Annotated in this window: 2 protein-coding genes and 1 pseudogene; all 3 read left to right on the top strand. The window is 35.5% G+C overall.

Going from position 1 to position 2824, the window contains the following annotated elements; genetic code table 11:
* Positions 1 to 1920, top strand: a 1920-nt coding sequence (locus J6O61_RS19395; RefSeq protein WP_292215956.1) for an AAA family ATPase, incomplete at its 5' end; no start/stop codon positions are given.
* A gap of 16 nt (positions 1921 to 1936) precedes the next feature.
* Positions 1937 to 2521, top strand: a complete 585-nt coding sequence (locus tag J6O61_RS19390; protein WP_292215955.1) for a hypothetical protein — start codon at positions 1937 to 1939, stop codon at positions 2519 to 2521.
* Positions 2522 to 2523: 2 nt separating this feature from the next.
* Positions 2524 to 2824 (top strand): annotated as a pseudogene (locus J6O61_RS19385) (hypothetical protein); the annotation flags it as partial.

The following is a 2824-nucleotide window of genomic DNA, read 5'->3' as shown; positions in this document are numbered from 1 at the left end:
TTATACAGAGTTCTTAACTGTAAGGTTAAGGCTATTGACGAGAGTTCTTCTCTTGATTTTCTCTCTTCCGAATTTTTCCCGGGGATAGGACCTTCCAAAGCCGAAAAATACATAAATGAACATGGTTTTGATATCTTTAACAATCCTGTTTATGAGAAATATGAGATCATAAACGAAAAAACAAAGAAGTTCATTATTTTTGAAGAACTGCTTGATCTGATAAATAACTGTGGTGGAAATTATCATGTTGCATACAGACTATATAAGAAATATGGCATGGATTGTCTTGATATTTTAAATAAAGATCCTTACCAGACCTGCTGCGTGGCTCCTTTTGAGCTGATTGACAGATATGCGACTCAGCATGGGGTTGAGGCTTATGAAAAAAGTCGTGTAGATGCTCTTATTAAGGAGTGTTTCAGTATAATGGAGTCAAGAGGAGATACATGTCTCAGCATAGAAGATTTTTGCAAGATAGTTAATCGTGTCGATAGTGAGATTAATCCGCTTTATGTGATAGGAGAAATTATAAATGAAAAAGAATTCTATTTTAATGAAAAAGAGCTTAGTGTCTACGACAGCCAGTTATATATGTGCGAAGAAAATATTTCGTTTAACATATCCAAAATGGAGGCTGACAAGGTTTTTCTTGGGGAGGTAGACAGAGGGACAATAGAAGAAATCGAGAAGGAAGGTTCTATTTCTTTTGGTGAAGATCAGCTGAAGGTATTTGACTTGCTGAGATACACTGGTGTCAAAATAATAACCGGTGGTCCTGGTACCGGAAAAACCACTGTTATAAATGGACTGATAAAGTATATTCACAGGGTATTTCCTGAAAAAAGCATAGTGATGGCGGCACCAACTGCTAATGCTGCTAAAAGGATTAGAGAAAAAACTGGAGAACAGGCTACTACCATTCATAAGCTTCTTGAGATAAAACCATTTGCTGACAGTCTGAATTTTGGATTTAAGAATCTTAATAATGATTTTGTCATTATTGATGAATGTTCTTTTATAGATACCAGAATGGCTTCAATAATATTTCAGTCTGTCAGAAAAGATTCAACTGTCATACTTGTAGGCGATGTAGACCAGCTTCCTTCTGTTGCAGCCGGGAACGTGTACAAGGATCTGATAGAGTCTGGCTGGATGGAAACTGTAAGACTTGAAACAATTTTCAGACAAAGTGGCAATTCTTCTATTATAGATAATGCATTCAGAATTAAGAATGGAAATGCTAATCTGATCACAGATGATGATTTTTCTGTACTTAAGTTTGAAGATGAAAAGAGTATGTTTGAAGCTGCTGTAGAGTATATGTCTAAGCATTATGACAAAAATAATCCTTATTCGGTAAGACTTTATACTCCGGTCAGAAAAAGAAAATATATGTCCTGTACATATTATTTCAACAAGCAGTTCCAGGATTATTTTAGTGAAAAAAACGATGATTTCGTGTATGGCTATACCAGATACTATGTCGGGGATCCTGTTATATTTACCAGGAACAATTATCCTGCGGGATATGCAAATGGTGATGAAGGTAAGATAATTAGTATTCTTCAGAATGAATCTGGAAAATACGGAGTTTCTGTATCGGTTGATGATAATGTTATCGATGTACAGGGTGATAATCTGCTGGATATGGAACTTTCATTTGCGATTACTACTCATAAATCACAGGGCAGTGAATGTGACACGGCTGTAGTTATAGTCCCTGCTTCCCCAAAGGGTATGCTTGATAGGAGCCTTATATATGTTGCAGCAACAAGGGCTCGGAAAAAGACACTGATATTTACTGAAGGTAACAGTCTTTATAAGGCAATACATAACAATAGAAAAAAAGATAGAAATACGGGGCTTCAGGCTTGTATTACAGACAAGTTTCAAAATTTCCCCATAATAAATAATAGGTAATAAAGAAAGGAATTTTATGATCACAAGAGACGACGCTTTATTAATTGATGATATGACAGACGAATATGCCCTTTCACTAGGGCAGGAAATTGAGGATATGACGGTGCATCTCAGGAAAACGGGTAAAAAGTGTCTTACTGTTTACTGGATTTTCTTTGCAGTAACCATTGTTGCTGCCTGCATCTATTTTATAAAAGCAAAACAGACTGCTTTCTTACAAAATGGCAGTTACATGACTACTATGGTAATCGTTTTTGTTTTTATAGGTATGTTTTTCCTGGTTCTTCGCAAGTTTTTTAACAGACTCGTTTTAAAAATAAGTGATAACTATAATATGCGTAACGGTAATATCACTAAAAGATATCAGGAATTCATTACTATCCGCTATATATATGAAGATATTAATGATGACAAGCTTTCGATTGTGGGATTTGAGGAGGATCGTTTAAAAGTAAGGAGTGTAGTTAAAGGTCGTCTTCAGACAATATCTATCCCGGTTAAATACGAACTGCTGAATGGTGATAAGAACGTGATCAGATTTCTTAATGAACATATTGAGATAGTTTTAAATGATGAATCCAAGAAAGGATTGGGTATTTAATTATGCAGAGTGCTTTACTTATAGCTGAAAAACCGGATCTTCAAAGAAAGATACAGGAAGTTTATAACAATCATAAGTCGGAGATAAGTTATTATTGTGATTTTTCTGCTCAGAGAGGTCATCTTGTTACCTTGATGCTTCCTGATGAGATTGATGAAAAGCAGGCTGAATGGTCATGGGAAAATCTCCCCTTTGAACCAGAAAACTTTGGTGGCTGGAAGTATAAGCTGATAAAGGAAAAGAAGCAGGGTAATTTTCTTACTGCCCAGGAAAGATATGAAGAGATGAAGAAGAAGATTGATT

This window comes from Butyrivibrio sp., from assembly GCF_017635265.1.
Classification (GTDB): Bacteria; Bacillota; Clostridia; order Lachnospirales; family Lachnospiraceae; genus Butyrivibrio.
Note: the sequence above shows the minus strand (reverse complement) of the source record. Positions and strands in the feature narration are given on the sequence as shown.